Annotated in this window: 25 protein-coding genes; 7 read left to right on the top strand and 18 right to left on the bottom strand. The window is 59.4% G+C overall.

From position 1 onward, the window contains the following. Window positions 1-17 precede the first annotated feature (17 nt). Window positions 18-1,172, top strand: a complete 1,155-nt coding sequence (locus BMY45_RS19100; protein ID WP_092400252.1) for a patatin-like phospholipase family protein — start codon at window positions 18-20, stop codon at window positions 1,170-1,172. A 214-nt stretch (window positions 1,173-1,386) separates the two neighbouring features. On the opposite strand, the gene BMY45_RS19095 is transcribed toward BMY45_RS19100, so the two are convergent. The 6 genes from BMY45_RS19095 to puuE all read right to left on the bottom strand — a co-directional run bounded on the left by BMY45_RS19095 (window position 1,387) and on the right by puuE (window position 7,199). Beyond that, window positions 1,387-2,172: an outer membrane protein OmpK gene (locus BMY45_RS19095; protein ID WP_092400250.1), complete on the bottom strand. Its 786-nt coding sequence runs from the start codon at window positions 2,170-2,172 to the stop codon at window positions 1,387-1,389. 509 nt (window positions 2,173-2,681) lie between these two features. After that, on the bottom strand, window positions 2,682-3,983 hold the full coding sequence (locus tag BMY45_RS19090; RefSeq protein ID WP_092400248.1) for a urate hydroxylase PuuD: 1,302 nt from the start codon (window positions 3,981-3,983) through the stop codon (window positions 2,682-2,684). Between the two features lie 52 nt (window positions 3,984-4,035). Continuing rightward, on the bottom strand, window positions 4,036-4,539 hold the full coding sequence (locus BMY45_RS19085; protein WP_092400304.1) for an ureidoglycolate lyase: 504 nt from the start codon (window positions 4,537-4,539) through the stop codon (window positions 4,036-4,038). Window positions 4,540-4,682: 143 nt separating this feature from the next. Continuing rightward, window positions 4,683-5,678 (bottom strand): allantoicase, encoded by a 996-nt coding sequence (gene alc / locus BMY45_RS19080; RefSeq protein WP_092400246.1) that lies wholly within the window; start codon window positions 5,676-5,678, stop codon window positions 4,683-4,685. 67 nt (window positions 5,679-5,745) lie between these two features. Continuing rightward, window positions 5,746-6,261 (bottom strand): 2-oxo-4-hydroxy-4-carboxy-5-ureidoimidazoline decarboxylase, encoded by a 516-nt coding sequence (uraD, locus tag BMY45_RS19075; protein WP_047229635.1) that lies wholly within the window; start codon window positions 6,259-6,261, stop codon window positions 5,746-5,748. Then, a complete protein-coding gene (gene puuE, locus BMY45_RS19070) occupies window positions 6,258-7,199 on the bottom strand; it encodes an allantoinase PuuE (protein ID WP_092400244.1) in 942 nt (313 codons plus the stop codon). The genes uraD and puuE overlap by 4 nt, the downstream gene beginning before the upstream one ends. A gap of 413 nt (window positions 7,200-7,612) precedes the next feature. Between puuE and uraH the strand changes: the two genes are divergently transcribed. Next, the gene (gene uraH / locus BMY45_RS19065; RefSeq protein WP_092400242.1) at window positions 7,613-7,966 is read left to right on the top strand and encodes a hydroxyisourate hydrolase; all 354 of its coding nucleotides are present in this window, start codon (window positions 7,613-7,615) and stop codon (window positions 7,964-7,966) included. 97 nt (window positions 7,967-8,063) lie between these two features. Here uraH and BMY45_RS27755 read toward each other — a convergent pair whose 3' ends face one another. The 5 genes from BMY45_RS27755 to BMY45_RS19040 form a co-directional block, all read right to left on the bottom strand. After that, complete coding sequence (locus BMY45_RS27755; protein ID WP_143071665.1) at window positions 8,064-8,993, bottom strand: hypothetical protein; 930 nt, start codon at window positions 8,991-8,993, stop codon at window positions 8,064-8,066. 743 nt (window positions 8,994-9,736) lie between these two features. Beyond that, entirely contained in the window at window positions 9,737-13,453 is a 3,717-nt protein-coding gene (locus tag BMY45_RS19055; RefSeq protein WP_177193366.1) for a calcium-binding protein, read from the bottom strand. A 138-nt stretch (window positions 13,454-13,591) separates the two neighbouring features. Next, window positions 13,592-14,221 (bottom strand): LysE family translocator, encoded by a 630-nt coding sequence (locus BMY45_RS19050; RefSeq protein WP_092400238.1) that lies wholly within the window; start codon window positions 14,219-14,221, stop codon window positions 13,592-13,594. 63 nt (window positions 14,222-14,284) lie between these two features. Further along, window positions 14,285-15,634 carry an NCS2 family permease gene (locus BMY45_RS19045; protein WP_092400236.1) on the bottom strand — a complete coding sequence of 450 codons (1,350 nt, stop codon included), beginning with the start codon at window positions 15,632-15,634 and terminating at the stop codon, window positions 14,285-14,287. 342 nt (window positions 15,635-15,976) lie between these two features. Beyond that, the gene (locus BMY45_RS19040) at window positions 15,977-16,417 is read right to left on the bottom strand and encodes a MarR family winged helix-turn-helix transcriptional regulator (RefSeq protein WP_092400234.1); all 441 of its coding nucleotides are present in this window, start codon (window positions 16,415-16,417) and stop codon (window positions 15,977-15,979) included. Between the two features lie 81 nt (window positions 16,418-16,498). Between BMY45_RS19040 and BMY45_RS19035 the strand changes: the two genes are divergently transcribed. Beyond that, on the top strand, window positions 16,499-17,665 hold the full coding sequence (locus BMY45_RS19035) for an aminotransferase-like domain-containing protein (RefSeq protein WP_092400232.1): 1,167 nt from the start codon (window positions 16,499-16,501) through the stop codon (window positions 17,663-17,665). Window positions 17,666-17,808: 143 nt separating this feature from the next. On the opposite strand, the gene BMY45_RS19030 is transcribed toward BMY45_RS19035, so the two are convergent. The 5 genes from BMY45_RS19030 to BMY45_RS19010 all read right to left on the bottom strand — a co-directional run bounded on the left by BMY45_RS19030 (window position 17,809) and on the right by BMY45_RS19010 (window position 20,581). Next, complete coding sequence (locus tag BMY45_RS19030) at window positions 17,809-18,180, bottom strand: glutathione S-transferase N-terminal domain-containing protein (protein ID WP_092400302.1); 372 nt, start codon at window positions 18,178-18,180, stop codon at window positions 17,809-17,811. Between the two features lie 103 nt (window positions 18,181-18,283). Further along, a complete protein-coding gene (gene folE, locus BMY45_RS19025) occupies window positions 18,284-18,829 on the bottom strand; it encodes a GTP cyclohydrolase I FolE (RefSeq protein ID WP_072348971.1) in 546 nt (181 codons plus the stop codon). A 77-nt stretch (window positions 18,830-18,906) separates the two neighbouring features. Further along, complete coding sequence (locus BMY45_RS19020) at window positions 18,907-19,464, bottom strand: Smr/MutS family protein (protein WP_045156639.1); 558 nt, start codon at window positions 19,462-19,464, stop codon at window positions 18,907-18,909. A 74-nt stretch (window positions 19,465-19,538) separates the two neighbouring features. After that, entirely contained in the window at window positions 19,539-19,859 is a 321-nt protein-coding gene (locus BMY45_RS19015) for a hypothetical protein (protein WP_092400230.1), read from the bottom strand. A gap of 131 nt (window positions 19,860-19,990) precedes the next feature. Beyond that, complete coding sequence (locus BMY45_RS19010; RefSeq protein ID WP_047229626.1) at window positions 19,991-20,581, bottom strand: cysteine hydrolase family protein; 591 nt, start codon at window positions 20,579-20,581, stop codon at window positions 19,991-19,993. Window positions 20,582-20,847: 266 nt separating this feature from the next. On the opposite strand from BMY45_RS19010, the gene prmB reads away from it, so the two are divergent. Next, a complete protein-coding gene (prmB, locus tag BMY45_RS19005; protein WP_092400228.1) occupies window positions 20,848-21,756 on the top strand; it encodes a 50S ribosomal protein L3 N(5)-glutamine methyltransferase in 909 nt (302 codons plus the stop codon). A gap of 181 nt (window positions 21,757-21,937) precedes the next feature. Here the strand turns inward: prmB and BMY45_RS19000 are convergent, their stop codons facing one another. Further along, window positions 21,938-22,726 carry a hypothetical protein gene (locus tag BMY45_RS19000; protein ID WP_092400226.1) on the bottom strand — a complete coding sequence of 263 codons (789 nt, stop codon included), beginning with the start codon at window positions 22,724-22,726 and terminating at the stop codon, window positions 21,938-21,940. A gap of 99 nt (window positions 22,727-22,825) precedes the next feature. Beyond that, a complete protein-coding gene (locus BMY45_RS18995) occupies window positions 22,826-23,791 on the bottom strand; it encodes an alpha/beta hydrolase (RefSeq protein WP_092400224.1) in 966 nt (321 codons plus the stop codon). 127 nt (window positions 23,792-23,918) lie between these two features. On the opposite strand from BMY45_RS18995, the gene aroC reads away from it, so the two are divergent. The 3 genes from aroC to BMY45_RS18980 are packed head-to-tail and all read left to right on the top strand — an operon-like array spanning window position 23,919 to window position 26,807. Beyond that, window positions 23,919-25,010: a chorismate synthase gene (gene aroC, locus BMY45_RS18990; RefSeq protein WP_092400222.1), complete on the top strand. Its 1,092-nt coding sequence runs from the start codon at window positions 23,919-23,921 to the stop codon at window positions 25,008-25,010. A gap of 34 nt (window positions 25,011-25,044) precedes the next feature. Beyond that, complete coding sequence (locus BMY45_RS18985) at window positions 25,045-26,190, top strand: MFS transporter (protein WP_047229622.1); 1,146 nt, start codon at window positions 25,045-25,047, stop codon at window positions 26,188-26,190. Beyond that, window positions 26,187-26,807, top strand: a complete 621-nt coding sequence (locus BMY45_RS18980) for a methylthioribulose 1-phosphate dehydratase (protein WP_092400220.1) — start codon at window positions 26,187-26,189, stop codon at window positions 26,805-26,807. Before BMY45_RS18985 ends, BMY45_RS18980 begins: the two co-directional genes overlap by 4 nt. The last annotated feature ends 17 nt before the right edge of the window (window positions 26,808-26,824 follow it).

The raw sequence follows: 26,824 nt of genomic DNA, 5'->3' as shown, positions 1-26,824 counted from the left end.
GAACACGGAGCGTTGCGATGACCCCACTTGAACCGGTGACAGGTTTGATTCTTTCCGGCGGCGGGGCGCGGGCAGCGTATCAAGTGGGGGTATTGGCAGCGATTGCCGAATTGTTGCCGGACGGGGCGGATAACCCGTTCCCGGTGATTGTCGGCACCTCAGCCGGGGCAATCAACGCGGTCAGCCTGGCCAGCGGGGCGATGGACTTCAAAACGGCCATCGAGCGCCTGACTGCCTTCTGGCAAGCGGTGCGCAGCCATCAGGTGATGCGCAGCGACTGGTGGGGCGTGATTGCCCAGGCAACCCGTTTCATCAGCCACAGCTTGCTGGGCCTGGGCGCGCGGTTACCGGTGGCGCTGATCGACAGTTCGCCGTTGCGCGAACTGCTCCAGTCTCAATTCCACGCCTCCGGTATCGAACAGGCGATCGCGCAGCAGCAATTGCGGGCCGTGGCGGTGACTGCGTTCGGTTATGAGTCCGGCCAGGCTGTGACCTTCTACCAGGGCCGCGGCACCATCGGCGCCTGGTTGCGGCATCGGCGAATCGGCGTACCGGCGCTGTTGTCGGTGGAGCACCTGCTCGCCAGTTCAGCGATCCCCCTGCTGTTCGCGCCGGTCAGGATCGGCCCGGAATATTTCGGTGACGGCGCGGTGCGTCAATCGGCCCCCATCAGCCCGGCCCTGCACCTGGGGGCCAATCGCGTGCTGGTCATCGGGGTCAGCGGCAATCCGCGTGGCCTTGGTTCGTCAGAGCCGTTGCAGCGCAGTTACACCGGCCAGCAACCGACGCTGGCGCAGATCGGTGGCCACATGCTCAACAGCACGTTCATTGACAGCCTGGAAAGCGATATCGAGTTGTTGGAGCGTCTGAATGGCTTCAGTCATCTGCTGCCCGATGACGTGCCGGCTCATGCGCTGGGCGCGGCGCCGGTGGAGGTGTTAGTGATTTCGCCGAGCCAGCCGATCGACGAAATCGCCGCCCGCCATCGCCTGGAATTGCCCCGCGCGCTGCGCATGTTCCTGCGCGGGCCGGGCGCAACCAAGACCAGCGGTGCCGGGGTGCTGAGTTATCTGCTGTTCGAAGCGGGCTATTGCAGTGAACTGATCGAGCTGGGGCGCCAGGATGCCTTGGCCCAGCGCGAGGCGTTGAGCCGGTTTTTGCGGTTGTCCTGAAGGTTGATGCAAGCAGTCCCACCGCTATCGCGAGCAGGCTCGCTCCCACAGGGGATTTGCGGTGGATGTGAATCTTGCAGCCACCCGGAAAAACTGTGGGAGCGAGCCTGCTCGCGATGACGGCGGTTCATTCAACACCATCCAAACTGACACTCCGCTATCACGAGCAGGCTCGCTCCCCCATGGTCCCCTGAGCATCCAGGATCGATGTGAATCAGAAGTGATACTTGAGCAAGAAGCTGGTATTGCTCTGATCGGTCTTGAAGCCTTCGCTGTCTTTGATCCCGTATTTGTTCTTCCAGTAGTCGTATTCCACACCCACATACAACTGTTTGGCGCCCAGCTTCAGTGCCTTGCCCAAGTCATATTTGATCTGCGGGTTGATGTGCAGGTTGGCGTGGTAGGTGCCTTTGGAGTTGCTGTCGTTGTCCACCACCCAGTCGATGAAGCCGTCGATCAGGATGTCGGATGAGCCCACCGGGAGGGTGTAGGCCCAGGTCGGTGTGATCTGCCAGACGTTGTCGCCAGCGCGCGGACCTTCGGTCTGGCGGTTGTAGAAATTCAACTGGAAGTAATCGAAACCGGGGATGGCCAGGTCGAAGCCCGGACCGATCAGGTACGACTCGTTGTCACCCTCACCGAACTCATAGGTCATGGCCAGCAAGACATCTTTGATCGGACCCAGTTCCAGCTTCTGGTCGAAGATTTTGCCGAACGACAGGCGTGGGCTGAACTCACCGTAGTAGGTGTTCGGGCCGGAATTGCCGTCGTCCTGGCCGTTGTAGAAGATCCGGTCGAGGAAGAAGAAGTTGTCGCCGTATTTCCAGGCATCGGCGTGCTCGAAGGTCACGGTTTGCTGGATGCGCGGGTTGACCTGGAAATCCTTGCCATAGAGGTAGGTCAGGCTGTTGTTCTGCCATTGGAACAGGTCGTCGGCCATCGCTTGGCCGGCGGTCAGCAAAGATCCCGCAAGTATCAGGCTGGTGCACGTATGTTTCATTCGGTTTGCTCCCAAAGGTAAGTGGTACTGCTTTTTTTTTTAAAGATCAGCGCTCTGGTGTGGCGCTTTTTTCTACGGAAAAAACATCCGTTCGGTCAGCTTTTTGTTTGTGACAAGCGCTGACAGCAAGAGCTGAGCCAAGACCGGGATAAATCGGAAAAATGGCTTGTTCAGTGGTTTGAAGCGGTCGAAAAAGTGTGTTCAGCGGGAGCCGATATCTGCCAACACTGCAATAGTTGGCGTATCGGTCAGGATCTGCTGGTTTTATGCGGTACCGGATTCAAACGGCCGCGCAGGATACGGCCCTGCATTCATGGGCTCAAGTGCCCTGCAACGGCGCATTCGTGGCAAATTTGGGGCGTGATGGCGGGGCTGGGTCATCTGATGCTTTCCTCTTGTTTTTATTGTTGAGGCGCAGGCAGTCGCTGACGGGCGACCGGTGGTGTGCCGGTCTGCCTGTCAGCGGTATTACGTGTAGCGGGTGATGTCAGGTTTGATGTCGGCGGGACTCAGTTGGTCCGCGCCCCCTGGGTGATCCACGCGCCGATCAGGTCGCGTTCCTGTTGGGTCATCTGGGTGATATTGCCCAGAGGCATGATCTGCGTCGCCACGGCCTGTGCCTGGATGCGCGCGGCTTGTTGCTGGATCTGTTGCGGGGTATCGAACATCACACCGCCCGGCGCGGCGCTGAACAACGGGCTGGTGGGTTTGGCCGAATGGCAGACCGAGCAGCGCTCCTGAATCACGCTATGGACCTTCTCGAAGGAAGGACCTTGGGCATTGGCGGCCTGGGCCGGTGTCGATGCCGGTGCGGCCGCGGGCGTTGCCGGCTTCGCGCCGCCGCCCACTGCCGTTTCCGGCAACGGTTGGTACTCGATCACGCCAGGGGTCTTGGTCACTTCCGGCGCTGTGGTCATGGGCTTTGGACCCGTGACATAAGCCAGGCAGATCATCGCCAGCGCGCCGACCGGCAGCGTCCAGGCATACTTGTTGCTGTCGTGGCGGGTATTGAAATAGTGCCGCACCAACACCGCCGCCACGGCGATTCCGGCCAGGATCAACCAGTTGTACTGGCTGCCATAAGTGCTCGGGAAATGGTTGCTGATCATGATGAACAGCACCGGCAGGGTGAAGTAGTTGTTGTGGCGCGAACGCAACAGGCCCTTGGCCGGCAGTGCCGGATCCGGCGTGCGGTTCTCGGCAATGGCTGCCACCAGCGCGCGTTGGGCCGGCATGATGATGCGGAACACGTTGCCGACCATGATCGTCCCGATAACTGCCCCGACATGCAGGTAGGCACCGCGACCGCTGAACACCTGGCTGAACCCGTAGGCCGCGGCGATCAACAGCACGAACAGGATCAGGCCGAGCAGGGCAGGGCGTTTGCCCAGGGCCGAGTCGCAGAGAAAGGAATACACGAACCAGCCGACGAACAACGAGCCGATGCCCAGGGCGACGCCTTCGGCCCCGCTCAGGCTGCTGCCCGGTGCCAGCAGGTACAGGGTCGGGTTCCAATAAAACACCAGGCACAGCAGGGCGACGCCCGACATCCAGGTGAAGTAGGCTTCCCATTTGAACCAGTGCAGATTGTCCGGCATGGACGGCGGCGCGAGTTTGTATTTTTCCAGGTGATAGATGCCGCCACCGTGGATGGCCCACAAATCACCGGCCAGACCGCTTTTGGGGTTGACGCGATTGAGGTTGTTTTCCAGCCAGACGAAGTAGAACGACGCGCCGATCCAGGCCACGCCAGTGATCATATGAACCCAGCGCACACTCAGGTTCAGCCATTCCAGCATATGTGCTTCCACAGTCTTTACCTCTCGCCCGTCACGCTTGTTTTCGCGTGATCGGACGCTTCTCTTATTGGTGGGGGGCGAGGATCAAACACTCATCCTCTTTGAAGAAATGCTCATCGCAGTTATTGCCTGTGCCACTGCGATCAACCACCAGGAAGTCATCCCGCTTTTCGATCGTCAGCACCGGGTGGTGCCAGACGCCGCGATGGTAATTGATGCCCTGCCTGCCGTTGGTGACGAAGGCGCGGGCCAAACCTGATACAGGTACATCGCCAAGTGGCGCGACCACGATCAGAAAGGGGTTGCCGAGCAGCGGAATAAACGCCTGGCTGCCCAGCGGATGGCGCTCCAGCATGCGCACGGTCAACGGCATGTCCAGCGCATCGGCGCGGAAGATGCTGATGATCGCCTTGTCGTCCGGCTCGGCGGTTTCAACCGTCGCCAGGCGATGGAAGCGCATGGTCGAACCGTTGTTGATCATGAAGTGATCGCTGCCGTCGGTTTCGATCACGTCACCGAACGGGGCGAAGGCTTCTTTGGTCAACGGTTCGATCTTGAGTGTGCGCATGCTGGTCTTCTTATCTTTGAAATGTATTTTCAGTTCACTGCATTCCCTGTAGGAGCTGGCGAAGCCTGCGATCTTTTGATCTTGCCCTTTGAGAAACAAAGATCAAAAGATCGCAGGCTTCGCCAGCTCCTACAGGCTCAGCATTACTTCGCGACCTTGCCGAGCACCCGCAGGCGACTCACGCCACCATCCGGGAACACGTTCAGGCGGATGTGGGTGATCGGCCCCAAGGCTTTGATCTGCTCGGCGAAGGTGTGTTCGGCGTGCATTTCCAGCTTCTGGCTGGGCAGTAATTCGCGCCAGAACAGCGACTGGGTTTCGATCTGGCTGTCGGTGCCGCCCTTGACGAACGCGCCCTGGATCGAGCAACTGTCCGGGTAGTTACCCTTGAAGTGCAAGGTGTCGACGATGACTTTCTCGACCTCGCCGGCATGGCCCAGGGCGACGATCACCCAGTCATTACCGGGGGTACGACGACGAGCGGTTTCCCAGCCATCGCCCATGTTCACTCCGCGACCGGGGTTGAGGATGTTGCTCATGCGACCGAAGTGTTCGTCGGAACAGGCCAGGGCGCGACCGCCATTGAGGGCTGCGGCCAGGTCGATCTGTTCATTGTCGCCCACGGCCGACCAGTCGCGGTACGGAATGCCATAGACCCGCAGCCGAGCCACGCCGCCATCGGGGTAGATGTTGAAGCGCAGATGGCTGAAGGCCTGGTCATTGCTGATTTCATGGTAGTGGTGGCTGTCGCCTTGCAGTTCCACGGCCGACAGCACTTCAGTCCATTGGGTATGTTCGTCTGGCTCGCCCGAGGCCAGGAAGCAGGCTTCCAGGGACGCCGACGGCGGGTAGTTACCGGTGAAGAATGAAGTGTCGATGTCCACGCCCTTGATCGAACCCGGCACGCCCAGGCGGATCACCGCGCTGTCGTAGCCTTCGAAGCGCTTGCGGCGCGACTCCCAGCCGTCCATCCACTTGCCGTTGTCATCGAACACGCCCTCCTTCCATACGGCCGGTGTCGGCTGGAACAGACGGTTGGCGTCGGCGAACCAGTCATCGGTGACCGAGATGATCTTGGTGCCCAGGCGGGCGTCGGCCAGGTTGACGAACTTCTCGAAGGGTACGGCGTAAGCTTTCATTCTTCTTGTCTGCCTTTAGTAAGTTGGCTGGGGATGCTTGCAGGGGCCTGGGTCTCAGGGCTGCGCGCTAAAGAGTCAGTAATCGGAACAACGCGATCTTGTTGATCTCTGCCAGCGCGCATTTGAACTCGGTATCTGCCGAGTGGTGGATGCGCGTTTCGAACGCCGCGAGGATCTGATGCCGGTTGCTGCCTTTTACCGCCATGATGAAGGGAAACTTGAACTTGGCTTTGTAGGCCTCGTTCAGCTCGGTGAAGCGTTGGAACTCATCGCTCGAGCATTGGTGAATACCGGCGCCAGCCTGTTCGTTGGTGCTGGCCTCGGTCAGTTGGCCCTGAACGGCGGCTTTACCGGCCAGGTCCGGGTGTGCGTTGATCAGTGCCAGTTGGCTGGCATGATCGGCGCACAGCAGGATGTCGCTCATGCGCTGGTGCAGGGTCTCGATCTGGTCGATCGAGGGGTCCTGGCCCAGGTCGAAAGCCTTTTCGGCCACCCATGGCGAATGTTCGTAGATGTCGGCGAAGGCTTTGACGAACGCTTCGCGGCTCAAGGTCGAAGGCTTGAGGGTCTGGAATGCGGTCATTTTGAAGCCCCTGATTTCGAAGCGCCCGGATGCGGGTGGGTCTGTTGCCAGTGGCGGGCGATGTCGACGCGGCGGCTGAACCAGACCTGCTCATGACCCTTGACGTATTCAAGAAAACGCTTGAGGGACGCGAGGCGGGCAGGGCGGCCGATCAAGCGGCAGTGCAGGCCGATGGAAAGCATCTTCGGCGCCTCGCTGCCTTCGGCATACAGCACGTCGAAGGCATCCTTGAGGTATTGGAAAAAATCGTCGCCCGTGTTGAAACCCTGGACCTGGGTGAAGCGCATGTCGTTGGTGTCCAGGGTGTACGGAATCACCAGGTGCGGCTTGCCGTTGGGGGTGTTCGGTTCCCAGTAGGGCAGGTCGTCGTCGTAGGTGTCGCTGTCATAGAGAAAACCGCCTTCTTCCATGACCAGCCGGCGGGTGTTGGGGCCTGTGCGGCCGGTGTACCAGCCCAACGGGCGTTCGCCGGTGATTTCGGTGAGGATGCGGATCGCTTCGAGCATGTGCTCGCGTTCCTGGGCTTCATCCATGTATTGATAGTCGATCCAACGATAACCGTGACTGCAGATTTCGTGACCGGCGGCGACCATGGCACGGATCACGTCCGGGTGGCGCTGGGCAGCCATGGCCACCGCGAAGATCGTCAGCGGAATATCGAATTCCTTGAACAGCTTGAGGATCCGCCAGACACCGGCGCGGCTGCCATACTCGTAGAGCGATTCCATGCTCATGTTGCGCTCACCCTGCAGCGGTTGCGCCGAAACCATTTCCGAGAGAAACGCTTCGGACTCCTTGTCGCCATGCAGCACGTTGCGCTCGCCGCCTTCCTCGTAGTTGAGCACGAAGGACAGGGCGATGCGGGCGTTGCCCGGCCACTGAGGGTGGGGAGGGTTACTGCCGTAACCGATCAGGTCGCGTGGGTAGTCAGCGCTCACTGCAGTTTTCCTTCTTGTTCGAGCCATGTAGGTGGCGCCCTGGGGGATGAGTCACAGGATGGCGTCACAGCGATGGATTGATTGTATACAACTTTATGTGCGCTTTGTAAGCCTGAATTTTTGCATTTTTCATCGCCGTCCCTTGCGGGTCTACATTGCAAGAAACCTGCCCACTTGGTCAGCTAAATCAGGACAATCCATTGTATAGGCTGGTTTGATTGCCGATCGGGTCAGAACCCGCCGCGAATGAGGAAAGGGATAAATTTCTGTTTTTTATTGTGTACAATTTTCGTTTGAAGTGTCTTAATTCGCTCATCGCCGCAGCGTTTCGCGCTCCGAAATGGTGCGGCCTGTCTTTCAACTGATTCAGGAGGCGTCGGGCCGGACTGCTTGCAGCGAGGCGCGCACAATCAATGGGACGTTTGACTACTCACGTTTTGGATGCCGCGCACGGCTGCCCGGGCAGCTCGATCAAGGTCGAGTTGTACCGCGTCGAAGGTGCGCAACTGCAATGGGTCGCCAGCGCGCTGACCAACAGCGACGGCCGTTGCGATGCACCGTTATTGCAAGGGGATGACTACCGTAGCGGCGTCTATCAGATTCAATTCCATGCCGGCGATTACTACCGCACCCGTGGCGTCCAGCTGTCCGAGCCGGCGTTCCTGGATGTGGTGGTGCTGCGCTTCGGCATTTCGGCCGAGCAGGAGCACTACCACGTGCCCCTGCTGATTTCGCCCTACGCTTATTCAACGTATCGAGGCAGCTGATCCCCCAAGTCGTTGCCTTGTCCTGGAAGCGACTGCGCATGTAGCTTCTTTGGTTTTTCGCCCGCTCACACTGCGGGCTTTTTTTTGAGCCATGTATTTACAGCCTGGCATTGTCATCCCGGATGATAAAAATCGTGTCTGCAACGCCTGGACGAATTTCCGTACCGCCCTTGAGCCAGATGATTTTATTGGCACTGTGGGCATCGTTGACGGCTTTCGCAGCGACTCCGCCGACCTGGGTTTCCAGACGCAGGTCGGCGGTCTTGGGATTCATATACATGGGAAGGGAAATCTTCGGAATTCTGGTGCGGTGCAGGCTCATGAAAAATACATAGTCATGCCCTGTGCGGCGAAATACCAATGCTGGAAAGCTATTGAACGAGTTGGGCTCAATGACGGTGTAGCCATTACGCGTCAGAAGGGCGGCCATAAAGCGTTTGAATTCCACTGGCGAGTACGACGTCAGATAAAGAAGCCACTGTCGCTGGAACCGCAGGGGATCAAAATCCAATCGATTCAATGTTCCTGTTGAGGAAGGGTGGGGCAGGGCTATCGAGCGGGCAGCGCCTCGGGATGCCGAAGAGGTGGGAAGAATCGGAAGCATCAGTAGTGGATCGGACCATTGTGGATGTGGCGAGAGGGTCGCGTTTTGCCAACTGCTGTAAATCTGCCGGAGTGCAGTCAAACCCGCAGCGTCGGCAAACGGCGAGTCATTGCTCAGTTCAAATTGCTTTCTTGCGATGTTTTCCAGGGTGACCGTGGTGACTTCTGGAAAAAAATCCCGGACGTAAGCGGTCAGTGGTTTTTCAAAGGGTAGTCTGGCGTCAATTTCCCAATGGTTGTCCGGCGGAACTTGTATTGCGCCTCGGGGTTGTTCGTCAGGCACATGCCTGAGGGTGGCTTCGAGCAGGTCAAAATCATAAATGGGATGGGCGGGTGACTGAATGTAGGTGATTGGGGATTCTCGCGCGTCGGTACGTGTCACCACCTTATAGTGAACATTGTCGATGGTGAGCAATTCGGACAATGTGAATCTTGGGTCAACCCCCCAGTTCTTCCTGAATGCCCGTGTAGGCGGGAGATTGGAGTCTGCGTGCTGCGTCACGTCGAGGTGCGCAATTCGACGCCATAGGAGGCTGCCCTCCACTTGTTCCAGGCGTGGTCCAGAGGCAACAAGTTCAGTGCCTGCTCGGGCTCTGTAGTTCTGTTCGGAGTCGCGACCAAGCAGCACCGTCCCACCTTCTTCAAGCTCAACGTAGGTGCGTGTCTTGAACGTGCGGATTCCAGAGGTTGCGTCCGGCTCCGATAACAGCGGGACCAGCTCGGGTGAAAGGGAATAATTGTCCAGCGATACCGACAGGGAGCCATCACGGATAGCTGTCGCGGATGTGATTTCGGATACCTGAACAGTCGGGTGCTGCGATTCAGTTGCATCAAGTTGTCGTCCGGTTGGCGAACCGGATGCCTGATCGGTGTCTGCGCCTCTCGTGGGATTGCCGAGTATTGTGTCCAGCGACGTATCGCGACTGGAGTGAGGCGTATCAGGGGACGACTTTGTAAGAGAGGGGCGGGTGTTTCGTCTTGGACTCATTGAAAATGTCTGCTCTTGAGTTTGAATATGAATGATTCATGTAGGTATCAAGCTCATGGCCTGTCGTATAGCCGGAGGCTGACAGGCCCTGGGTTCAAGAATGTTCGTGGAAAACCAGCAGACGGGTGCACTACATATATATGGCGTGTGAAATAAACCGGCGAAGACGTTTTTCAAGGTCAGGTAGGTTCGGGAGACGCCTCAGCCAATGAGAGGAACCAGCTCAATTGCGAGAGCCTTATGCCGAAGACTGCACTCAGCGCTAACGCCCGCGCAAACATCACGGAGTTGTCCAATGTGAAGCTTTCTATCAGCTCCACGCACTTCTCCCGCAACAGACGAAGTGCGTCATCACCCAGAGGGGGCGACTGATTGAGCCCCTCGCGAGCCAGATCCTGATAGATCTTGAGGGCGTGGTCACACAGGTCTGTTTTTCTCAGGTTCGCCACTTCAATGACTCGGGACTTATCGGTGTCCAGGATCCATTTGCGGGTTATGAGGTTGTAGCTCAGTGTGCCGGGAGAGCCGTCTTTGAGTGCAACGTGAAGCACCTTCAGTTCTTCGGATGTCAGGCTCGACAGTTCGCTGGGCAATGCGGTGTTGGGGTCGGTTAACGGGGTAAAATAGCGGCCATCAAGCGCTTCTACATAAACCCGCTCAAACAGGCTGTCGACAGCATAAACAACGCCTTGTGCAGTGATGACTCGTATCGGGTCGACAAGGTCTTCAGCTTCATGGACGGGAAGATGGATGGTCGTTCCACCCATTTGAAGCAGGTTGGAGGACAGTTTTATCTCGACTTGACCCAGGCGCGTGGCATCCAACTCCCATAGGGAGGCACGGGGTAACCGAGGATTGGCTCCGGCCAATGCACCTGGCGTGGACAGGCGCAGTGTCATGTTCGGGCTCAGGTGAACAAGGTAGGTGGAGCCTTCGCCAATCAGGACTTCGATACCCGTCTGTTCTGTGGGCGATGTCAGCATGGCGCAGGTTGCCCAACTGCGCATGTAATAAGGTTTTTTGTCCAAGGGTAGTAGATAGGCGTATTTCTTTTGGGTAGGCGTCAATGGCAATGGAGCGTCTGTTTTCCATTCCACCGGATCTTTACCGATGAATGTTTCGTCCAGCAACAGGCCGTAGTCGGGCGAGGGTTGTACCAGGCGGTAGGACGAGCCGTCGTTCATGGTGAGGATAAAAGTATGATGCGAACCCAGGGTGGAAAATGCACGCCGGCCGGTCTTCGGGTTTTGCGCGCTATAGCGCTCATCGGAACTTGCCAGATTTTTCAATACGACTCGGCGAGCACCAAAGTGTAAGGTCAGGCCACATTCGCCGTATTTGATGCTGTCCCCTTCATCTTGTTGAGTGACATGAGCCTTGTAGTAGGCCTCGATACGGGTCAACTCGGCGGTGGTGTAGTCCAGATGAAGGGTGGTGGAAAACTCGCTTTTTTGTTTGACCTTGAGTGTGGTCAGTTCATTGAGATGTGAAACATAGTAGCTGGTGTCTTTGCCATGGCTGATCTGCTGCTCGCTTCGATCAGGCAGGATAGCCGGGTTTCGGGGTGTGCCGGGTTGCACTACGACTGTTTCAATGTCGAGCGGGCTGCTGGATTCGATCGTGTCGGGCAGGTCGGGTACCAAATGGTAGCCATCCTGAGTGATGAACGTCAGCCTGTTGTTTTGTAGGGCTCTTGGAAAATCAGAGTCTTCATAGACTTCCCTGATGGTGACTTTGCAAAACGCCCGATCGTTTGCATCAAAGCATGAAGTAATGACCAGATGACCTTCTTCAATTCGCCAGCTTTCAATCAAGTCAGCTCTCCAGTCCAGTGCGATGACGCTGTTGTCCACGCCATCTTCGGTGATGGAAACGTGGCCGGGTTTATGAGCGATGGCATAGATATCCTCGCCAGGTCCGCCGTCTGCGTTACGGTTATTTCCATTGAGAATATAAATTCGGTCGTCTCCCGCGCCGGCTTCGATTGAATCATTGCCGCGGGACTTGATGATGTTTGGGCCGGCTGTCCCTTTGATGATGTTGGCACCGCCCTCAGGGATTTCTACGTTTTCAATACTTTCAAGGTCCGCATGGCGATGATGCTTGCTCTGCGTGTCATGACTTGCTTGAGTGATGATGGACACTTGCCCGGCGTCCAGATCGACCTGATAGCCCTGGCGTGGCTCCTGGTGACTGCGGCTACGGCCCGATAACACGAGAGTGTCATTGCCCAAGCCACCTGCCAGTTTATTAGCTGAAGTTTCACTGAGGGCCTCTGTCGAGCCCTCGAAGATAAACACGTCGTCTTTTGTGCCACCGGTGAGTTTTTTATGACCCGCCCCGTAGTGAAAGACGTTCGGCTTGTTTTCGACGCCCTCAACAGTGTCGTTGCCGCCGCCCATGTACCAATAGATAGCTTTATGCTCCGCCGACGCCTCAATGACTGCACCCGGCGTCCCCGCAGTAACCCCTGTGCGTGCATCGACCCGGTCGTCGTTGTCTTTGATCTTCGGACGGATTGTCGTCGCCCGGTACCTGGCACCGGTCCACCAGTTCCAGGTGCTGTAGGGCACCGGTTCGAGTTCCACGGTGAATGTACCGTTTACAATTGCCTCGGTGCTGTCTCTTAGTGGGCCTTTGAGCAAGTGCGAGGCATTGGCCTGCAGCAGCTTTGTATGTTCGGCGGTAGCCTTGGTGATGGTGTAGCGATCCTGGATATCTTTATCAGGGCCCATTGCCCAGAAGGCGAACCAACCGGTGCGCAGACGCTCGTGTACGGTGAGTTCTATATAGTCGTCGATTTCATCGACTTGACGAATCGCGCCCCAGATTTGTGAGCCCACCACCAGGATAAGTCCGGCGGCAAGGCCGGCAGGACCGGCTGACCCAAATCCCGCCAGCGCCGCTATGCCAATGGTTAAGGTCATCGCGGCGCTGGTGACGCTCAAGGCTGCGCTGACATAGTGATCGGTGGCCTCTTTGCCAGTGGCGTGGGCGGCCGCTTTGAAAGAATCGACCGCGGCGATGATATCGAAAGGAAGTGTCAGGACGCTGGCAATCAGCCCGCTTCCACGGGCGAGGCGCGTGGCAAAGGTCGTTTTGGCAAAGTCCTCGAGGGAGCGTTGGCCGGCCCTGATCATCTGAGAGGCTTGTCTGGTCACCGCAGCTTCGACACCGATAGAAGCGACTTCGGCGGCCACGCTGGTCCCATTGAAAATGGTCTGGTAGGCGTCCTTGTTACGGATGGCGTCTTGCAGGCCTCGCAGACCGCTATAGATGCCGAAGGCCTGAAGTCCAAGCCCTGTAGGGATGAGGATATTGCTCTTGGTCGTATTTGCCCAACTGAATGCTCTATGGCTAAGCCCTTGTATATCGAGCCTTTGGGCAGAACTCAGGAGTTTTCCCAGGGTTCTTCGATGGCTGGCAGGTTCGGCTTGGGTTTCGGGCGTTTGCCTCAATAATGGGGGCGCGGCGGGTGAGCGCTGGCTCGCCATTTCAAACAGCAACGTGGGCAGCCGATAGTCGTTTGCGTCGGCGGTTAGTTTGAGCCGTGTTTCGATATCGGTTGCGCTGAACTGTAACGAGTTCACGAAAAAACGAGTGGGGCTGCGGAAAAAAGTATTGTCACCGTTCAGTGGCTGCCCATCGGTCGTTGCGCCTAGCGCATCCAAAGCTGAGCGGGTGACAGTCACGGAACCGATGTGTATCGGACCGTAAAGTTTATCCACGATTTCAAGTTGGGCTTGTCTATGCTTGTGCTCCGAACTCAACTGCGTCCCATCGGCAGTCCGGAAATCGAGTGTTTCCATGGCGTGTTTATTTGTACGCACGCCTAAATCGGTAATGACTACGGCATAGTCGTCGGGCACGGAGCCGGGCTGGAAAATCTGGGCCATTGTGAACGTCCTTGTTCAACGATGATTGAGTGGCCCTATATGTAAGATGCTTCCTGGCGGGGTGTATATCGATGGGTTGTTTCTACGTTTTGCGAAAGCCTCGAATAGAAAATGAGGCTGTTTCGCAAAACCAGGGACTCAGTGCGTGGACATCAAAGAGGCCGCGCCCGCACCGCCAAAGAGTCCTGCGCTGACGCGATTGAACCAACTCTGGCCTTTCCCCGTACGCAAATACCGCGCAGCACCGTGGGCGCCGAGGCCGTAAGCCAGCTTGCAGAGCAGATCAAGAACGGTCCAGGTGGCGATCATGACCAGCAGTTGCGGCAGGAACGGTTGTTCGGCGCTCAAGAACTGCGGCAGGAAAGCGGCGAAGAACAGAATGTCCTTGGGGTTGCTGGCACCCAGCACGAACGCCCGGCCGAACAGGGCGCGAAAGCGTGGGATGGCAGCGGCCTGGGGCACTTCGGCACCCTGGGACGGCTGGCGCGATTGCTGCCAGCTCTGCCAGGCCAGATAAAACAGGTACAACGCGCCGACCATCTTCAGGGCGCTGAACAGCTGTTCCGACGCCAACAACAGTGCACCGAGCCCCAGCGCCGATGCGCTCAGCAGGCAAATCGAGGCGATCACGCCACCCAGGAACGCTGGATACGAACGGCGCAGGCCATAGTTCAGGCTGTTGCCGATCATCAGCAACGACAGTGGGCCGGGGATGAGGATCACCACCAGAGCGGCGCCGCTGAACAACAGCCAGGTTTCCAGATTCATTGCTTTGCTCCTGATGCAAAAACGCCTCACCCGACGGGGTGAGGCTGATGAATAATCCCGTGCCTACAAGAAGATGAACTTGGCGATGAAGATCGCGCAGAGCACCCACAGACTGACAGAAATTTCCTTGTGTTTACCGGTGCCGGCCTTAAGCACCACATAGGTGATGAAGCCCAGCGCAATACCGTCGGCGACCGAAAAGGTCAGGGGCATCATGATGGCCGTGACGATGGCCGGGATGCTGTCGGTCGCTTCGTCCCATTCGATGTGGGCCATGCCCCCCATCATCAGCATGGCGACATAGATCAAGGCACCCGCGGTAGCGTAGGCGGGGATCATCCCGGCCAGTGGTGCGAAGAACATCGCGGCAATAAATAGCACACCGACCGTCACGGCGGTAAGCCCTGTACGGCCACCCGCCGCGACACCGGCGGCGCTTTCCACATAGCTGGTCACTGGCGGCACGCCGACCATGGCGCCGAACACGCTGGAGGCGCTGTCGGCTTTCAGGGCCTTGGACAGGTTCTCGATCTTGCCATCAGGTTTGACCAGCCCGGCACGCTGGGCAACGCCCATCAGGGTGCCGGCAGTGTCGAACATGTGCACGAACAGGAAAGCCAGCACGACGCTGATCATGCTGACGTTGAATACACCGACCACATCCATCGCCATCCAGGTGGGCGCCAGGCTCGGTGGAGTCGACATGACCCCGTTGTATTGCACCAGTCCCAGGCCCCAGCCGGCCAGGGTCACGGCGATGATGCTGATCAGGATCGCGCCGAACACGCGGTGATAGCTGAGCACGGCGATCATCAGGAAACACACCGCAGCCAGTAACGGGCCGGGCTCGTGCAGGGAGCCGAGCTTGATCAGGGTAGCGGGGCTGTCCACGACGATGCCGGCGGTCTTCAGGCCGATCAGTCCGAGGAACAACCCGACTCCCGCGCCCATGGCATAACGCAGGCTCACCGGAATGCTGTTGAGCAGCCATTCACGCACCCGCGACAGGGTCAGGAACATGAACAGCACACCGGAAATAAACACCGCGCCCAATGCGGTTTCCCAGTTGTAGCCCATGGTGCCGACCACGGTGTAGGTGAAGAACGCGTTCAGGCCCATGCCCGGTGCCAGGCCCACCGGCCAGTTGGCGTAGAGGCCCATCAACAGGCAACCCAAGGCGGCGGCGATGCAGGTCGCGACGAATGCGGCGCCGTGATCGATGCCGGCGTCGGCCATGATGTTGGGGTTGACGAAGATGATGTAGGCCATGGTGATGAAGGTCGTCAGACCGGCAATCAGCTCGGTCTTCACCGTGGTGCCATGCAAGCTGAGTTTGAAGATGCGCTCCAGCCAGCCAGTGCGTAGTGGCGGCGAGAGGTCCAGCGTCCGGGCTTCGGGTTTGCGGCTTTCCACAGCGAGTACTCCTCAAGAGTTTTATTGTTATTTCCAGCACGCCCGCCCCCTGAGGGTGGCGGCGTTGCTTTGAGGCAGGTAAGGCTGGCGAGGTTTTTTGACCTGATGGTCAGGAACTCGCACGAAGCGAATTATGCTTTTGTATACAAATAAAGCAAATAATGTTTTCTGTCTTGTCGACGAAAAGTCTGGGGAATAGGGATATATCGACTGTGAGGACGCCATCGCGAGCAGGCTCGCTCCCACAATGGATCCCCATGCGCACAAATTTTGTGAACGACGCCGCTCCCCTGTGGGAATGAGCCTGCTCGCGGTGGCGCCGGTTCTGACGCTACAAATCCCTCAGCTCGCCGAACCCTTGCCCAACCCCAGATTCACCGCCAGCCACCCATTCACCGCCGTGTCTCCAGCCTCGGCAAATACGCGCTCCAGCAATTTCACCTGCTCACGACGCAACGCCTGTTCGAACCGCTCACCCTCGGCCGTCAGCGCCAACAGCCGCTTACGTTTGTCGGTTTCGGACGCAACACTGTTCACCAAATGCATTTCCATCAATTGCCGCAACGGCATGTTCAACGCCTGCTTGCTCACGCCGAGCAGGGTCAGCAACTCCTTCACACTCAAGGATGGATAGCGGGCAATAAAAAAAACGATGCGCTGATGCACCCGGCTCAGCCCGCGACGCTCAAGCATTTCATCGGCCTTGGCGGTAAACGCCTGGTAACCGAAGAAGAACGCTTCCATGGCCATCTGCTGGGAGGTCGGGTTTTTAAGGTCAATCATGTTGACGTATCCACGGAGGTCGGAGTAATTTCGGTCAACTAGTTTGACTCATTCTTCCAGCGACCCGCTACAGGTGACCCCATGGCTTTTTCCGAACGTGTCTCGCGCCTCAAAAGTTCTTTGATTCGAGAAATCCTCGCCGCGGCGCAGCGCCCTGAAGTGATGTCGTTCGCCGGCGGCCTGCCGGCCGAAGCCATGCTGCCGAAAGTCGAATGGGAGGCCATGCCGGTGTCCATGGGCCAATACGGCATGAGCGAAGGTGAACCGGCCTTGCGCGAAGCCCTGGCGGCACAGGCGCGGTCATTGGGCCTGGCGTGTGAGGCCAGTCAGGTGCTGGTGGTCAGCGGCTCTCAGCAAACCCTCGACCTGGCGGCCAAGCTGCACATCGATGTCGGCACCCAAGTCATGCTGGAAGCGCCGACCTACCTGGCTGCGTTGCAGATTTTCCAGCTGTTTGGCGCCGACTGCATCACGGTGCCGCTGGAGGCCGATGGGCCTGATCTGAAACAGTTGCGAACCCGGCTGGAACAGCATCGACCGGCGTTCATCTACCTGATTCCCACCTTCCAGAACCCGTCGGCGGTGCGCTATAGCGAGGCCAAGCGCGACGCGGTGGCGGCGTTGCTGGATGAGTTTGGCGTGACCCTGATTGAAGACGAACCTTATCGTGAGCTGACCTTCGACGGCGCCAGCGCCAAGCCGATTGTCAGTCGCTTGCGCAAGGCCAGCTGGATCTACACCGGCACGGTGTCGAAAACACTGTTGCCCGGGCTACGGGTGGGTTACCTGATCGCCAGCCCGGATCTGTTCCCACACCTGCTGCGGCTCAAGCAGTCGGCGGACCTGCACACCAATCGCATCGGTCAATGGCAGGCATTGCAATGGATCGGCACCGAGCAGTATCGCCATCATTTGAGTGAATTGAGAGATTTCTACCGGGATCGTCGCGACCGGTTCCAGACAGCACTGCACAAGCATTTTGCCGACATCGCGGACTGGAACGTGCCCCAGGGCGGGCTGTTTTTCTGGCTGACCCTCAAACAACCGCTGGACACTCGCACCTTGCTCGACGCCGCTTTGGCTGCCGACGTGGCGTTCATGCCGGGGGAGCCATTCTTCCCCGAACCGGACATGCATCCGGGGCACCTGCGTTTGAACTTCAGCCACATCGACCCGGCGCGGCTGGATGAAGGGCTCAAGCGGTTGGCGGGGGTGGTGCGGGAGGCTTTGGCGGTAAAAGCAGCCTGACTTATGTGGCGACTGGACTTGCCCCATCGCGAGCAGGCTCGCTCCCACAGGGTTCAGAGTCGATCACAAAACCCAGTTACCCACAGTTCCATTGTGGGAGCGAGCCTGCTCGCGATAGAGCCCGCAAATACACCATAAAACTATCAGACTGCAGCAAACCGCTGATCCAGATACTCAATGATCACCTTGGACTCATACATCCAGGTGGTTTCACCGTTCTCTTCAATACGCAGGCATGGCACTTTGATCTTGCCGCCTTGCTCCAGCAGCGTCTGGCGATCCTGCTCGTTGTTTTTTGCATCCCGCAAGGCCACCGGCACGTTGAGGCGGTGCAGGGTGCGGCGGGTCTTCACGCAGAACGGGCAGGCGTGGAACTGATAGAGCGTCAGGCTGCGGGCGGCCTGATTGACTTGCGCCTGGGCTTCGGCCGGACGTTGCTTCTTGCCGGGGCGGGTGATGAAGTCGATGAAAATAATCAGCTGGCCCAGGCCAACTCGCAGCGCTTTGACGATCACGGTATTAAGCCTCGCGACAGGGAAGAAGAGGGCGCGCAGCTTACCTGATTTTTCACGGGCAAAAAAAAACCGGCGATCAATGCCGGTTTTTTTCATGCAGGGGTTACTTGATCAGGCTGAGGAACTCGCTGCGGGTCGCGGCGTTTTCGCGGAACTCGCCGAGCATCACCGAGGTGATCATCGAAGAGTTCTGCTTTTCCACACCGCGCATCATCATGCACATGTGCTTGGCTTCGATCACCACCGCCACGCCCAGGGCACCGGTCACCTGCTGGACCGCGTCGGCGATCTGGCGGCTGAGGTTTTCCTGGATCTGCAGGCGACGTGCGTACATGTCGACGATGCGTGCGACTTTCGAAAGCCCCAGCACCTTGCCACTCGGAATGTAGGCCACATGGGCCTTGCCGATGAAGGGCAGCAAATGGTGCTCGCACAGCGAGTACAACTCGATGTCCTTGACCAGCACCATTTCGCTGTTGTCGGAGCTGAACAAGGCACCGTTGGTGACTTCTTCGAGGGTCTGTTCGTAACCGCGGCAGAGGTACTGCATGGCCTTGGCAGCGCGCTTGGGCGTGTCGAGCAGGCCCTCGCGGGAAACGTCCTCGCCCAGTTGGCCGAGGATCGCGGAATAATTCTGTTCCAGAGACATGAAACTACCTGTGGGATTTTACGCAAAGGGCAAGGGTACGGTGGCGGACACGGCGCTGCAAGCTCGGCAATCGGGCGCTACTCGTCGCGGCCCTCCATCATGGTGCGCTTGAGCATCACGTACACCGCCCCGGCGCCTCCGTGTTTTGCCTGGCAGGAGGTGAAGCCCAGCACTTGCGGGTGCTGGCGCAGCCAGGTGTTGACGTGGCTCTTGATCATCGGCCGCTTGCCGTCCAGTCGTACGGCCTTGCCGTGGGTGACGCGCACGCAGCGGATTTCGAAGCGGGTGGCTTCGGCCAGGAAGGCCCAGAGGGTTTCCCGGGCCTTTTCCACGGTCATGCCGTGCAGGTCAAGACTGCCTTCGAAGGGGATCTGGCCAACCTTCAGCTTGCGCATCTGGCTTTCCTGAACGCCGTCGCGAGCCCACATCAGCTCGTCTTCAGGACCTACGTCGATCACGAACTGGTCGGACAAGCCATCCACCGTGGTGGCATCGGTGCGCACCGTGGCGGCCTGGCGCAGCTTGGCGATTTGTGCGCGATCCGCCTTGGGTTTGCCGGTCTCGGCACGGTCGTGCTTGATCGGTTTAACGCCCTGGATCGCACTTTTGAACAGGGAAAAGTCGTCGTCTTGCATGTCAGCCTCCGCGAAGGCCGGCCAGTTTACCCAACTCCTGCGGGATCCGGCGCGACAAAACGTCGGGCGGCGGGTCAGTCGTGCTTTTTCATCAAGTGAGGAGCCATGGCCAGCTCCAGGGATTGGCGGGCCCGACGGCGGCAAAGACGCCACAGCCAGACGCCCAAAAGCAGTACCAGCAAGCCGATCACCAGAATGATCGTGGAGCCGAGCGCGGTTGCGTTCAACTCGCCCAGGGCGGGCGGGCGACCCAGCAGGCTGGCGGCGCCGGCCATCGCCAGCAGTACACCGAGCGTTGCCAGGAGCGCCGCGAGCGCGGCACCGAAACGCAAGCGCCAGTTGCTCGGGCCTTTGGGCCGCAAGCGACGTGCGTCAAAACCATCGGATAACTTCATTCCGACCTTCCTCAATGGGTATCGGCCCTTCGACCGGAAGATGTTCGGGTTGTTCCTGACACTACGGCAATTGCGGCAAATGAGAGGCTTTTGCGGATAAGCGGCGCAACGGGCCGCTTATCGAAGGGGTGTCAGATGAAATCGCGGGTCAGGGCCAGGGTGGCGAAGTTGTCCGCCATGATCGCCATCTCGGTCTGGTGCACGTGTTCGGCGCTCAGGACACCGCCCTTGTGCGGCAGATCGCGAGTGGCGCAGGCGTCTTCGACCAGGGTGCAACGAAAGCCCAGGTTCTTGGCGGCACGCACGGTGGTGCTGACGCTGGAATGGCTCATGAAACCGCAAACGATCAGGTCCAGGGGGCCGAGGTCCTCCAGGCGCTTTTTCAACTCGGTGCCGTGAAACGCGCTGGGCAGCAGTTTTTCCACCACGGTTTCGTCGCCCTGGGGTTCCAGGCCGCTAATGAACTCCCCGCGTTCGCCCTGTGGATCGAACAGCCCGCCATGGGTGCCCAGGTGACGCACATGCACGATCGGCCGGCCGGCGGCACGGGCCGCGCCGAGCAATTGCTTGATGTTCGCGACCGCTGCATCCATGCCACTCAACGCCAGGGGGCCGGCGAGGTATTCTTTCTGGGCATCGATGATGATCAGCGTCGCTTGACTCAGATTGGCCGCCGCGTAACCGCGACCGCTGAGTTGAAACATCGTTTTTGGAACGGACATTCTGGGGCTCCTTCGAGTGGGGCTTTTGCGACATTCTCCTCTGGCTGAGCGGTTCTGTGAATCGCTTCCATCGCAAGGGCCGTCGTTGCTGGCCTACAGCCTTGTCAAGATGTCCGTCTTGTTCAATAGTCAGCGCGAAAAACGGATAAATCCTACATCTGCCCCGGTCTTTTTCGTTCGTGTTTGGGGCGTGTTTGAGGCGTGTTTTGGTGGGGGGAGTGTTTGGCTGGTAGACTCGCCAGTCGTTTTTTCTGGAGTTTGCCGCCGTGATCACTTCCCGTCTCCGTACCCTGCGCGACCATATACGGTGGGCCGTCAGCCGTTTCCATGGAGAGGATCTGTTTTTCGGCCATGGCACCGACAATGCGTGGGATGAAGCCCGTCAGCTGGTGTTGGGCGCGTTGCATCTGCCGTGGGAAATTGCCGACAGCTACCTGGACTGCCGTCTCGAAGACGAAGAGCTGGTCCATGTGCAGCGCCTGCTGCGCCGACGCATCGCCGAACGTATCCCGGCGGCCTACCTGCTGGGTGAAGCCTGGTTCTGCGGGATGTCTTTCATCGTCGACGAGCGCGTGCTCATTCCACGCTCGCCCATCGGGGAGCTGATCGAAAACCGCTTTGCGCCCTGGCTGGGACAGGAACCGGCACGGATTCTCGACCTCTGCACCGGTTCCGGCTGCATCGGCATCGCGTGCGCTTTTGAGTTCCCGGAGGCGGAGGTGGTGCTGGCTGACCTGTCGTTCGAAGCGTTGGAAGTGGCCAACCAGAACATCGAGCGTCACGGCGTCGACGAGCGCGTATTCACCGTCCAGGGGGATGGTTTCGAGGGATTGCCGGGCCAGCGTTTCGACCTGATTGTGTCGAACCCGCCCTACGTCGATGCCGAAGATTTCGCCGACATGCCCCAGGAGTACCAGCACGAACCGGAGCTGGGCCTGGCCTGTGGCGATGATGGCCTGAACCTGGTACGCCGGATGCTGGCCGAGGCCGCCGACCATCTGACCGAGAAGGGCTTGTTGATTGTCGAGGTCGGCAACAGCCAGGTTCACGTCGAGGCGTTGTACCCGGAAGTCGATTTTGCCTGGCTGGACTTCGAACGTGGCGGGCACGGTGTGTTCATGCTCAGTGCTGAACAGTGCCGTCAGCATCAGGGGTTGTTTGCTTCGCGGGTTTGACCTGATCGATCGGGGGACGGTTTTTTTGTGGCGAGGGAGCTTGCTCCCGCTGGGCTGCGAAGCAGCCCCGAAACCCGGGCATCGTGATTCTTCAGGCTAATCGCATCCGCCGAATGTACGACTGCTGCGCAGCCGAGCGGGAGCAAGCTCCCTCGCCACAGAGGGGGCAAGCCGCTAGCAATCAGTGCCGCGTCGCAATCCAGATCAACAACCCAGCCTGGAACATGGCAAATGCCACCAGGCAGGTAATGGTGAAACGCAGGCCGTTGTCTTCGCGCTTGAACTTGGCGACCTTTTCTTCCTGCTGCTTGAGTTTGACCTCCTGCTCCGCCAGGTTCTGCTCGGCTTGTTGGAGCATCTGCGCGGCTTCGAGAATTTCCACGAACTGCAGTTTTTCGGTGTTCCAGTCCCCCAGCAGATTGCCCACCTGGGCTGGCTTGACGCTGCCTTTGAGGTGCTGGGCGTCGGCGTAGACCACTTCGAAACCGTGGGCTTTCAGGAAGTGGTCGCGGCGCAGGCGGGTGTCTTCGTTCAGCGCGTCCTTGTTATTCAGATCGCTGCCATCGACCCGGTAGCTCGACCAGCGCTTCTTGGCCCAGGTAATGCCCTGTGCGGCGAGGAAGCGGCCAATGCCACGGTTCAGCGGCTCGACCTGCAAGCTGTCCGGGGAAAAATACAGGCGTTTTTCGACGTGATCGGCCCAGACGTCCAGATGATTCTGTTCCTTGCGCACCCGTTGGCCCGGCAACTGGATGCTCATGCGCAGCAAACTGCGCTCCTTGCTGTGGCGCTCGACGTAGCTGAACTCGACAAACCGCAGCGGTCGCGCACCCGTGGCTCGGTCGGTCTTGAGCGGTGCTAGGCGGAGCATTTTATGGTGCTCGGCCTGCACATCCGCCCAAGGCAGCTCCACCACTGGAGCGGCGGGCGTTTCGGCGGGGGTGTCGGGTGAAGTTTGAGTGTCAGTCATAACGGCAAAATCCTGTCCAGGCCGGCTGATCGGCAGCCATAGCGCTGTCCGACACCGGTCTATCGGCCGTTTTTGCCAGGACTGGAGGGGAAAAACCGTCTATCGAGCGGGTAATGAGCTAATAAAACCGAGGATTTTCGTGCCCAATTCGGCCGCCAGGGGCAGGTTTGGATTTTTGTAGGAAGCCAATTGCTCTTTCATGTCCTTGGGAACGATGCGCATGACGTGGTTCATGCCCGTGATCAGCGCCAGCTCGGCATCGGGTTTGGCGGCTTGCAACTGCCTGGCGTCATCGACGCTGACTTGAATGTCATGGCTGCCCTGGATAATCAACGCTGGCATCTTCAGCGCCGCGAAAGCCTGGGCCGGCGCCTGGCGGAACAGCGAAATCAGGTAGGGCTGCACGCTGGGGCGAAAGATGACCTGCAGTTGCGGCGGTACGTTCTGGTCGAGGCGACCGGCCTTGAGGCTGTCCAGCAGCTCATTGGCGCGCGCCATCAGGGGGGGAGGCAGGCGGCTGCTCAGTTGTTGACGCAGCACCTGATCGATCGGCCGGGCACTGCCGGACAGCGAGATGACCGCGGCTGCATTGGCCTGGGGGGCGGCGAGGCTGGCGATCAACGCGCCTTCGCTATGACCCAGCAGAATCAATGGACCCATTCGCGGATCGGCAGTCAGTTTGCGGCTCCAGGCCACGGCGTCGGCCACGTAGGCTTCGACGCTCAGGTTGCGTTCGTCCGGGGTCGCCGCAAGGCTGGCGGCCACCCCGCGTTTGTCATAGCGCACGCTGGCGATGTTGTGTTTGGCCAGCACCCAGGCCAGGCGTTTGAGGCTATCGTTGCGCCCGCCGTCGGGGTTGTTTCCGTCACGATCTGTAGGACCCGACCCGGAAATGATCAGGACAACCGGCACCGGTGCGTCGGACTTGGGTAACAGCAGCGATCCGAAAAGCTCGCCGTTACCCGTGTCAAGGCTGATCGGTCGTTGCAGGACGGTGGCCTGGGCCAGGCTGGAAAGCAGGCCGGTAAACAGGGCAAGGCTTAAGGCAAGCAGCTTTAACATCATTACGCCATTGGTTGCGAAGGTGCCGGTTGGACTGGCGTCCACCGATAAGGTTCGAGGATGAACTACTGAGGGAGCCTGCGTATACTGGCGCCCATCACGAATTCAGCGATTTCACGGAGCACCCTGCATGTCCGGCAATACCTACGGCAAGCTGTTCACCGTCACCACCGCGGGCGAAAGCCATGGCCCGGCGTTGGTCGCCATTGTCGACGGCTGCCCGCCGGGCCTGGAGATTTCCCTGGACGATCTGCAGCGTGACCTGGACCGGCGCAAGCCGGGCACCAGCCGCCACACCACCCAGCGCCAGGAAGCCGATGAAGTCGAAATTCTGTCCGGCGTGTTCGAAGGACGCACCACCGGCTGCGCCATTGGCCTGCTGATCCGCAACACCGACCAGAAGTCCAAGGACTACTCGGCCATCAAGGATCTGTTCCGCCCGGCCCACGCCGACTACACCTATCACCATAAGTACGGCGAGCGCGACTACCGTGGCGGCGGCCGCAGTTCGGCCCGGGAAACCGCCATGCGCGTGGCGGCCGGCGCGATTGCCAAGAAGTACCTGGCCAGCCAGGGCATCGTGATTCGTGGCTACATGAGCCAGTTGGGTCCCATCGAAATCCCGTTCAAGACCTGGGACTCGGTGGAGCAGAACGCCTTTTTCTGCCCCGATCCAGACAAGGTGCCGGAGCTGGAGGCCTACATGGACCAACTGCGCCGGGACCAGGATTCGGTCGGCGCGAAGATCACCGTGGTGGCCGAAGGTGTGATGCCGGGCCTGGGCGAGCCGATTTTCGACCGCCTCGACGCCGAACTGGCCCACGCGCTGATGAGCATCAACGCGGTGAAGGGCGTGGAAATCGGCGCCGGTTTCGCTTGTGTCGCCCAGCGCGGCACCGAGCACCGCGACGAGCTGACCCCGCAAGGTTTCCTGAGTAACAATGCTGGCGGCATCCTCGGTGGCATTTCCTCGGGCCAGCCGATCGTGGCGCACCTGGCCTTGAAGCCAACCTCCAGCATCACCACGCCGGGGCGCTCCATCGACGTCCATGGCAACCCGGTGGACGTCATCACCAAGGGTCGTCATGACCCGTGCGTCGGCATCCGCGCCACGCCAATCGCCGAGGCGATGATGGCGATCGTGCTGATGGATCACTTGTTGCGTCATCGCGGCCAGAACGCCGACGTGCGGGTCAGCACCCCGGTGCTGGGCCAGCTTTGATGGTTGGCCTGCCGACCGCCGTGGCCTGACGACCATGGCGGCTCTGCCGTACTGGCGGCTCTCCAGTTTCTATCTGTTCTATTTTGCGCTGCTCGGTTCGACGGCGCCGTTTTTGGCGTTGTATTTCGATCACCTGGGGTTCAACGCGGCGCGCATCGGCGAGCTGGTGGCGATCCCCATGCTGATGCGTTGCGTGGCACCGAATATCTGGGGCTGGCTGGGGGACTACACCGGCCAGCGCCTGGCGATCGTGCGCTTTGGTGCCATTTGCACGCTGCTGACGTTCTCGCTGATCTTCATCGACCAGAGCTACGCCTGGCTGGCCTTGGTCATGGCGCTGCACGCGTTCTTCTGGCATGCGGTGTTGCCGCAGTTCGAAGTCATTACCCTGGCCCACTTGAGCGGGCAGACGTCGCGCTACAGCCAGATCCGCCTGTGGGGCTCCATCGGCTTCATCATCACCGTGGTCGCGCTCGGCCGGCTGTTTGAATGGCTGAGCCTGGACATCTACCCGGTGGCGCTGGTGCTGATCATGGGCGGCATCGTGCTCGCCAGCTTCTGGGTCCCCAATGCCCAGCCGACCCAGGGGCCGCGGGTGGCGGGGGAAGGTTTTCTGCGGCAGTTGCGTAACCCTGGCGTGCTGGCGTTCTATGGCTGCGTGGGGCTGATGCAGGTCAGTCACGGGCCGTATTACACCTTTCTGACGCTGCACCTGGAAGGCCTGGGTTACAGTCGCGGGTTGATCGGTATGCTCTGGGCCATTGGCGTGGTGGCGGAGGTTTTGATCTTCCTGCTGATGAGCCGGATCCTGGCGCGGTTTTCCGTGCGTCGGGTGCTGCTGGTGAGTTTCCTGCTGGCGGCGTTGCGTTGGCTGCTGCTGGGTTCACTGGCCGAGTTTCTCTGGGTTCTGTTGTTTGCCCAGGTGCTGCACGCGGCGACCTTCGGCAGTTTTCACGCCGCTGCCATCCATTTCGTGCAACGTAGCTTCGGCCCTCGCCAGCAAGGCCAGGGCCAGGCGTTGTACGCCGCCCTGGCCGGCATGGGCGGGGCGTTGGGCGCGTTGTATTCCGGCTACAGCTGGAACGCCCTGGGTGCCAGTTGGACTTTCAGCATCGCCAGCCTCGCAGCCTTCGCTGCAGCCGTTATCATTGCCACACGTATGCAAGAGGACAGGCCATGAGCCTTACCCGTGAACAGCTCGCCCGGGAAATCATCGACGCCGGGCGTTTTTTATATGGCCGTGGCTGGTCCCCGGCCACCAGCAGCAACTATTCGACCCGGCTTGCGCCTGACCAGGCCTTGCTCACCGTGTCCGGCAAGCACAAGGGGCAACTGGGCCTCGATGATGTGCTCGCCACCGACCTGGACGGCAACAGCCTGGAGCGCGGCAAGAAACCCTCCGCCGAAACCCTGCTGCACACCCAGCTGTATCGCTGGCGCCCGGAGATCGGCGCGGTGCTGCACACCCATTCGGTGAATGCCACGGTGTTGTCGCGTCTGACCCACCAGACTTTCATCGATTTTGAAGACTACGAACTGCAAAAAGCCTTCAGCGGTGTGTCGACCCACGAATCCTGTGTCCGCGTGCCGATTTTCGACAACGACCAGGACATCGCGCGCCTGGCCGGCCAGGTGCAGCCGTGGCTCGAGGCTCACCCCGATTGCGTCGGTTACCTGATTCGCGGTCATGGCCTGTATACCTGGGGGCCGAGCATGAACGATGCCCTGCGCCAGATCGAAGCGTTCGAGTTCCTGTTTGAGTGTGAGCTCAAGACCCGCGCACTCCTGAACCGTTAATTTGCTGGAGCCCTAAC

This window comes from Pseudomonas sp. NFACC39-1 (assembly GCF_900110355.1).
Lineage (GTDB): Bacteria > Pseudomonadota > Gammaproteobacteria > Pseudomonadales > Pseudomonadaceae > Aquipseudomonas > Aquipseudomonas tehranensis.
Note: the sequence above shows the minus strand (reverse complement) of the source record. Positions and strands in the feature narration are given on the sequence as shown.